The sequence below is a fragment of the Nonomuraea sp. NPDC050691 genome (genome assembly GCF_040654455.1).
Taxonomy (GTDB): domain Bacteria; phylum Actinomycetota; class Actinomycetes; order Streptosporangiales; family Streptosporangiaceae; genus Nonomuraea.
On sequence record NZ_JBFAIA010000273.1, the window covers coordinates 1 to 7,502 of the forward strand.

Annotated in this window: 8 protein-coding genes; 5 read left to right on the forward strand and 3 right to left on the reverse strand. The window is 74.7% G+C overall.

Going from position 1 to position 7,502, the window contains the following annotated elements; all coding sequences use genetic code 11:
- Positions 1–1,265, reverse strand: a 1,265-nt coding sequence (locus tag AB0H81_RS42790) for a DUF6297 family protein (RefSeq protein ID WP_358387622.1), incomplete at its 3' end; no start/stop codon positions are given.
- Positions 1,266–1,299: 34 nt separating this feature from the next.
- Positions 1,300–1,926 (reverse strand): heme ABC exporter ATP-binding protein CcmA, encoded by a 627-nt coding sequence (gene ccmA / locus AB0H81_RS42795; RefSeq protein WP_358387625.1) that lies wholly within the window; start codon positions 1,924–1,926, stop codon positions 1,300–1,302.
- Between the two features lie 123 nt (positions 1,927–2,049).
- Between ccmA and AB0H81_RS42800 the strand changes: the two genes are divergently transcribed.
- Entirely contained in the window at positions 2,050–2,376 is a 327-nt protein-coding gene (locus tag AB0H81_RS42800; protein WP_358387628.1) for a hypothetical protein, read from the forward strand.
- Positions 2,377–2,663: 287 nt separating this feature from the next.
- Here the strand turns inward: AB0H81_RS42800 and AB0H81_RS42805 are convergent, their stop codons facing one another.
- Entirely contained in the window at positions 2,664–3,320 is a 657-nt protein-coding gene (locus tag AB0H81_RS42805) for a helix-turn-helix domain-containing protein (RefSeq protein ID WP_358387631.1), read from the reverse strand.
- A 43-nt stretch (positions 3,321–3,363) separates the two neighbouring features.
- On the opposite strand from AB0H81_RS42805, the gene AB0H81_RS42810 reads away from it, so the two are divergent.
- The 4 genes from AB0H81_RS42810 to hemW form a co-directional block, all read left to right on the forward strand.
- Positions 3,364–4,692: an MFS transporter gene (locus tag AB0H81_RS42810; RefSeq protein ID WP_358387634.1), complete on the forward strand. Its 1,329-nt coding sequence runs from the start codon at positions 3,364–3,366 to the stop codon at positions 4,690–4,692.
- A gap of 49 nt (positions 4,693–4,741) precedes the next feature.
- Positions 4,742–5,266: a hemerythrin domain-containing protein gene (locus AB0H81_RS42815; protein ID WP_358387636.1), complete on the forward strand. Its 525-nt coding sequence runs from the start codon at positions 4,742–4,744 to the stop codon at positions 5,264–5,266.
- 113 nt (positions 5,267–5,379) lie between these two features.
- Complete coding sequence (locus AB0H81_RS42820) at positions 5,380–5,985, forward strand: MOSC domain-containing protein (protein WP_358387639.1); 606 nt, start codon at positions 5,380–5,382, stop codon at positions 5,983–5,985.
- A gap of 306 nt (positions 5,986–6,291) precedes the next feature.
- On the forward strand, positions 6,292–7,502 hold a 1,211-nt coding region (gene hemW / locus AB0H81_RS42825; RefSeq protein ID WP_358387641.1), incomplete at its 3' end, for a radical SAM family heme chaperone HemW.

Sequence of the window (7,502 nt, forward strand, 5' to 3'; positions counted from 1 at the left end):
CGCCGCGCACCCGCCGCGGCGGCCGCCGCCACGGCCAGGGCTCCGGCCAGCACGGCCCCGACGGTCACGGCCACGGCGGCCAGGGACGGGGTCGCCGGGGCTGCGGCAGTCATGATCGTGGCGGGCCCGGACATTCCCGGCGGCACGCCCGCCCCGGTCGCCGTGATGCCCAGGGCCTGGACCATGAGGGCGGGGAGCGCGGTGGAGGCCGCCATCGCGGCCAGGCGGCCCGGACGACGGCCCAGGCGGCGCCAGTCGTGCCAGGCCAGCGCTGCCGGGGCCGCGAGCGACGGCCACCTCCTCGACCGGAGCCTTCTGGCCCGCCAGTGGTTGTCCTCGGCGATCCAGGTCAGCGCTCCCGGGTCCGCCAGCACGGCCGCGCGGGTGACGTGCGCCGTCCGGGTGGAGGCGGCCAGCACGGCCCGGACCGGCATGCGTTCCAGGGCCGCCCATGCCCGCCGCACGAGGAGGGCGGCGACCAGAGCCGCCGAGACGGCGGCGACCGCGACCACCGCCGGGGGAGCGGCGGCCACGGCGCCCACGGCCCCCAGAACCCCATGGAGAACCGCCGGGACGACCCCCGCGGCACCCACGACGGTCCCGGTGGCCCACTCGCTCCCCGACGGCAACCCGGTCCCTGTGGTCAGGCCGCCGCCGGTCAGTTCCGGGCGGGTCGTCCGGGCGGCGACGGCCGCCGCGCTCAGGACCACGGCCAGCGTCACCAGCGCCGTCAGTGCGATCCCCAGCCAGCCGTCCCAGAGCCTCGACGCCTGCTCCAGCACCGCCAGGGCCATGGCGCCCACCGTCACGGACACACCGAGCACCAGCGCCCCGGCCAGCCGCCAGAGGAGCCCGTCAGGAGCGCCCAGCGCCGCGAGCAGCGCCAGGCCGAGCAGTGAGCCCGCCACCACGGCGGTCACCCCGAGCAGGCGGGCCGTCCGGCCCAGGACCCCGCGCCGCTCCAGCGGCGACAGCAGCAGCCAGGACGCGTCGGGGGCGGGCAGCGCGACGGGCCCCGCGGCTCGGGCAGCGGCGACGAACGCGGCGAAGGCCAGCACGGCCAGCGCCAGGCCCGCGCTCATGCGCGCCGGTGTCATCTGCCCGGCCATGCTCGCGATCAGGGAGGACACCGGCTGCCCGGCGATCGCGGCGACCAGGGCGAGGCCGAACCCGGCGACGTACCGGTCCAGGGCGCCGACGGAGCCACGCCGCCGCCGCAGGAACTGCCGCACGGCGGCCGGGGTGGGGGAGGGGGGAGGGTTCACGTGGTCGTCCTTCAGGCGGGGGAGGGGGGCGGCGTCATGCCGTCGCCTGGCCGGCGGGGGAGACCTGGCGGGCGCGGTCCGCCAGGGCGGGGTCGTGCGTGGCCATGACCACCGTGCCGCCATCGGCGGCGTACGCCTCGATCAGCTCCGCGAGCCGTACGCGGAAGGAGGCGTCCAGGCCGCGCTCGGGCTCGTCGAGGAGGAGGAGCCGGCTGGGCCGGAGGAAGGCGGCGGCGAGGGAGAGGCGCTGGCGCTGCCCCGTGGAGAGGTTCTGCGGTGGCGCGTCGGCGCGCCCGGCCAGCTCGAAGAGGTCGAGAGCCGTCCCGGCGGTCATGCGGGGCGTCCCGTGGACGGCCTCGACGAGCTCCAGGTGCTCACGGCTGGTCAGGCCCGGGTACCAGGCGGGCTCGTCGGTCAGCAGCGCCACCTCCCGCCAGAACGCGGCGTCGTCGGCGGGCGCGGCCCCGAACACGGTGACCCGTCCCCGTTCGACCGGCTGCAGCCCCGCCAGGCAGCGGAGGAGGGTGGACTTGCCCGAGCCGTTCGGGCCCACGACGGCGACGATCTCGCCGGGGGAGGCGCTCAGCGAGAACCCCTGGAGCACGGGTTCGCCGCCGAGGGCGACGTGGAGGTCGTCGGCGACGACGGACTTCTCGTACACCGTTCGAGCCTAATCGCAAGATCATGCCGCGCGCGTGCCGGGGCGGGGGGCTGATGCGCGGATTCTGTCGGTGGCGCAGGCTAGCTTTGGTGTTCCCGAACACCTGTGCGACTGGAGGGTGACATGCTTGCTGCTGAGAAGTTCGAGCGCGCGGCCGTGCTGGGGGTCGCGATGGCCGAGGAGATGCGCCGGTTGCTGCGGCTGCACCTGGTGCCCGCCGACCGGGCCAAGGGCGGCGCCGTCGTGATCGACGTGCCCTATCCGGACGCCGCCGTGGTCATGGCCGTGCTGGACGTGGCGGCCGACTGCTTCGGCGAGCAGGGCGAGAGCGTGGAGGAGACGAGGCAGGCCGCGCTGGAGAAGCTGTTACAGCTCGCGGGTTTCGACGCCGAGTCCCAGCTCAACTTCGCCGCCCCGGCGACCCGTGACCGCGACGGCACCCGGGGGTGAGGGTCCCGCACGCCCGGGTCTTCGCCGGGCGTATCCGACTGTCCCGCTGGGTGTGACGGCCTGCCCTTCCCGCCCAAGGCTGGACCTGCGCTCCGCGAGGCCGGGGTGATGGGTGGGGAGGAGGCGACCTCGGGCGTCCGGCCCGGGGAAGGCTGGGGAGTCCTGGTCGTGCACGAGCGGGGCGGGCGGGGCTGAAGGCTGCGGCGGTCCGGGGGGTGAAGGCTGGGGTGGTCCGGGGGGTGAAGGCTGGGGCGGTCTAAGGGTTAGGTGGGGGCTGGGGGTGGATGTCAAGGTGGCGGCGGGGGAAGCAGGCCACGGACCAGGGCTCGTACCCCCTTGTCGTACGTGTCGCGGGACGTCAGCTCCGCCCAGCGCGGGCCGAGCGCGGCCAGGCGGGGCAGCCGGGTCGCGTCGAGGTTCTCGAACACCTGGCTCCTGTGCGTCGGCCTGTCGTCCTCGCGCCGGCGCGCGGCGGCCGAGCGCGCGGTGATCTCTCCGGCCGTGTAGTGCCAGATGATCCGGTACGCGTCCACGGCCTCCTCCGGGGTCAGCCCCGCCTGGACGGCCGCGTCGATGATCTCCTCCGGGTACCACAGGGCGCGGGCCGACATCAGGTCGTCGGCCCTGAGCACCTCGACGATCCACGGCACCCCCATGAGCCCCTCCCGCATGGCGACCGCGGCGGCCACGACCCGCTCGCCCGGGCCCGCCCCTGCCGGCGGTTCCGGACTCGGCATTCGGGCGGCGTAGTCGTCGAGGAGCATCAGGAGCAGTTCGTCCTTGTCGCGCACGTGGTGGTAGAGCGCCATCGGCGTCGTGCCGACCTCGCGGGCCAGGCGGCGCATGGTCAGGGCCTGTGTGCCCTCCTCGTGGATGACGCGGTGGGCCGCGGTGAGGATGTCCGTCTTCGAGATCTTGGGGGGCCGCCCCGTGCGCGCCGGCATGCTGCCATGTTACTTTCTATACATGTATAGAAAGTCGCCATGGGTGTCCGTGTGCGTTCTCGCCTTCGGCGTGGCCGTCGGCACCCTGCAGATGACGGCCGTGGTGCCGATGCTGCCCGCGCTGCAACGCGAGCTCCAGGCGCCGCTGACCTCCGCCTCCTGGACCCTGACCGCCTCGCTGCTCTCCGGGGCGATCTCCATCCCGCTGCTGTCGCGCCTCGGCGACCTGTACGGCCGGCGGCGCGTCGCCATGGCGTCCCTCGGCCTCCTCGTCGCCGGATCGGTCGTCGCGGCCATGGCGACCACGCTCGCGGGGATCGTCGCCGGCCGCGTGCTCCAGGGCTTCGCCGCGCCCCTGCTGCCCCTCGCCATGGGGATCGCCCGGCAAGAGGTGCCGCGTGACCGGCTGCCCACGGCGATCGGCGTGCTGAGCGCCATGATGGGCGTCGGGAGCGGCGGCGGCATGATCCTCGCGGGGCTGGTGGGCGGCGGCTACCAGGCGCTGTTCTGGATCCTGGCGGCGCTCGCGGCCGCCGGAGCGGGTCTCGTCGCCCTGCTCGTCCGCGAGCCCGCCCATCCCGTGCCGGACGCGCGCCCCGACTTCGCGGGTGCGGCGCTGATGGCCGCCTGGCTGGTCTGCCTGCTGCTCGCCGTCAGCAAGGGAACGGCCTGGGGCTGGACGTCGGCGGCGACCCTGGGGCTGCTGGTGGCGAGCGCCGTGCTGTTCGCCGCCTGGGTGCTGTCGGCCCGGCGCGCCGCGGCGCCGCTCATCGAGCTCCCGATGCTCCTGCACCGGGGGACCGTCGGGGCGACCGTGGCCTCGCTGCTGCTCGGGTTCGCGCTGTTCGGCGCCATCACCACGCTGTCGTCCGTGGCCCAGGCCCGGCTCGGCGCCTCGGTGCTCCAGGTCGGCCTGTACCTGCTGCCGACGGCGCTGCTGATGCTGGCGGTCTCGCTGCTCGCGGGCCGTCTGATGCGCCGCTTCAGCGCCTCGTCGCTGGTCGGCGCGGGCTCGTCGGTGGTGGCCGTCGCGGCGCTCTGGCTGAGCCTCGCGCACGGGTCGTCGACGGCCCTGTACGGGGCGGCGACCGTTCTCGGGCTCGGCATCGGCCTCGGGTACGCGGCGCTCGGCACGATGGCCGTCGAGCACGTCGAACCGGCCAAGACCGCCGCGGCGGGCGGCGTGAACGCGCTGGTCCGGGTGGTCGGGAGCAGCCTGGCCGGCGCGGTGACGGCGGCCGTGCTGTCCGGCGCGGGGGCGGGGTGGAGCTTCGCCGCCTCGGCGATCGCGGCCCTGGTCTCGGCGGCGTTCGCCTTCGCACAGGGCGCGCTCGCCCGCACGCCGGCCCTCGTGGCAGGGGAGGCGGCATGAGTGGCGGCGGCATGGCTCGGGAGCGAGCGATCGCCTGGGCGACGAACTGGTGAAGCTGCACGACACGTTCCGTCGCGACCTCGCGGAACTGCGGAGCGGCTCGATGCGGGCCCCCGCGCTGCGGGAGCACTGCCTGACGTTCTGCGAGGCCCTGCACGCCCACCACAGCGGCGAGGACGACGTGCTCTTCCCGCACCTGGACGGCCTGCACCCCGAGCTGGCCGCCGTGCTGGACCGCCTGCGGGACGAGCACCGGGTGGTGGCCCGGCTCCTGGCCCGGATCAGGGACCTCGTCGACTCGGGTGAGCCTGTGGAGGGAGGCGCGGACGTCACGGCAGCCGGCGGGGCGGACGCCACAACGCACGGCAGCGCGGATGCCACGGCAGGGGCTGATTTGGGCGTCGCGGCCGGCGTAGGGGCGGGCGTCGCAACCGGAGTAGGTATGGGCGTCGCGGGCGAGGTGGGGGAGGAGCTGGAGCGGCTCGCCCGTGAGCTGGAGGCGCATCTCGACTACGAGGAGGAGCAGCTCGTCCCCCTTCTCAATGCGATGACCGACATGCCGGAGAACCTCTAGCCACCTCCGGCGACTGTCCGGGACAGGACTTTCCGGCGGAAAAGGGATCGCCGTCAGGTGATCGCTCGGTTAGCGTCAGCGCTATGCGGGTCATCTCAGTAAATGTCGGGAAAGTGGTGGATGCGCCCTGGGCTGGCAAGGCGGGACGCACGGCGATCGACAAGTCACCGGTGCTCCACCGGGTCGAGGTGCGCCCCGCAGGGCTCGCCGGAGACGGGCGGGGCGATCTGGTCAACCACAGTGGCGAGGGCCACGCCGTCTACGCGTACGCGCGCGAGGACTACGACTGGTGGGAGGGCGAGCTGCGCCGCCAGCTCCGTGACGGCCGGTTCGGCGAGAACCTGACGACCGAAGGACTCGACGTCAACGGCGCCATGCTGGGGGAGCGGTGGCGCATCGGGTCGGCCGTGCTGGAGGTCAGCGGCCCCCGGGTGCCGTGCGTCGTGTTCCGCAACTGGATGGACGAGCCGGGATGGGTGCGCCGGTTCACGGATGCCGGACGGCCGGGCGCGTACCTCAAGGTGGTGGAGATCGGCGAGCTGGGCGTCGGCGACGGGGTGCGCGTGATCCACAGGCCCCGCGACGGGGTGACGGTCGCCGAGGCGTTCCGGGCGTTCCACGGCGACAAGGAGCTGATGCGGCGCGTGCTCGCCGTCCCCGAGCGCGCCGCGTTCTGGGACGACGTGGCCGCCCGGGTCCTGGGCGGCTCGCTGACCTGACATCAGCGAGGCGGCTCGCTGACCTGAGATCGGCGGGGCGGCTCGCTGACCTGAGCCTGGGGACGGCGGGACGGCTCACCGACCCAGACAAGACAGGGTGTGTGGGACGGTTCGTCGGGCCCTGACCGGAGTGGGTGGGACGGTTCCTCAGGTCCTGACGGGGTGGGTGGGACGTTCGTCGGGCCCGGACAGGGGCGGCGGGACGGTTCGACGGCCCCAGCCTGGGGACGTCGAGGCGCGGGCCGGCCTGAGTCTGGCGCGAGAGCGGCGGTCAGGGCAGTCGCCCGGGGCGGGCAGACTGGAGGCGTGCCATCCACCCTGCCCGACGGCGACGCCGCGCCCGCCTCGGGCGAGCTGCCCGAGAGCGCGCTGCGCGGCCTCGGCGAGCGCCCGTTCGGCTTCTACGTCCACGTGCCGTTCTGCGTGACGCGCTGCGGCTACTGCGACTTCAACACCTACACCGCCGCCGAGCTGGGCCCCGGCGCCTCGCAGCGCGACTACGCCGACACGGTCCTGGAGGAGGTGCGGCTGGCGCGGCGGGTGCTCGGCGACACCGACCTCCCTGTCCGGACGGTGTTCTTCGGCGGCGGCACGCCCACGCTGCTCCCTCCGGCCGACCTCACCCGCATTCTCGCGGCCATCGACGCGGAGTTCGGGCTCGCGCCGGGGGCGGAGGTCACCACCGAGGCCAACCCCGAGTCCGTCGACCCGGCCTACCTGGAGAGCCTGCGCGAGGGCGGCTTCACCCGCGTCAGCTTCGGCATGCAGAGCGCCCGCGAGCACGTGCTCAAGGTTCTCGACCGTCACCACACCCCCGGCCGGGCCGCGCAGGCCGTCCAGGAGGCGCGTAAGGCCGGGTTCGAGCACGTCAACCTCGACCTCATCTACAGCACGCCGGGCGAGTCCGACGACGACTGGCGGGCCACGCTCGCGGCCGCCGTCGAGGCCGAGCCCGACCACGTCTCCGCGTATTCCCTGATCGTCGAGGACGGCACCCGCCTGGCGGCCCGCATCCGGCGCGGCGAGCTGCCCATGCCGGACGACGACGTGGCCGCCGACCGCTACCAGATCGCCGACGCGATGCTGGGCGAGGCCGGGTTCCAGTGGTACGAGGTGTCGAACTGGGCCACGTCCGAGGCCGCCCGCTGCCGGCACAACCTGCTCTACTGGACCGGCGGCGACTGGTGGGCCGCCGGCCCCGGAGCCCACAGCCACGTGGGCGGCACCCGCTGGTGGAACGTGAAGCACCCGGCCGCCTACGCCCAGCGCCTGGCCGCCGGCGCCTCGCCCGCGCACGCGCGCGAGGTTCTCGCCGGCGAGGACCGCGAGACCGAACGCCTCATGCTGGAGCTCCGGCTGGTGTCCGGCTACCCGCTAGCGGACGTCGCGCCGGGCGCGCGGACGGCCGTCGCCGCCGCCCTCGCGGACGGGCTGCTGCAGCCCGAGGCGTTCAAGGCCGGCCTCATGGTGCTCACCTTGAAGGGCCGGCTGCTCGCCGACGCGCTGGTACGCGACAT

What these genes read in the sequence shown, in the direction of transcription:
- AB0H81_RS42805 (WP_358387631.1), bottom strand. Translation starts at nt 3,320, where the DNA reads ATGCCGGCGCGCACGGGGCGGCCCCCCAAGATCTCGAAGACGGACATC.
- AB0H81_RS42800 (WP_358387628.1), top strand. Translation starts at nt 2,050, where the DNA reads ATGCTTGCTGCTGAGAAGTTCGAGCGCGCGGCCGTGCTGGGGGTCGCG.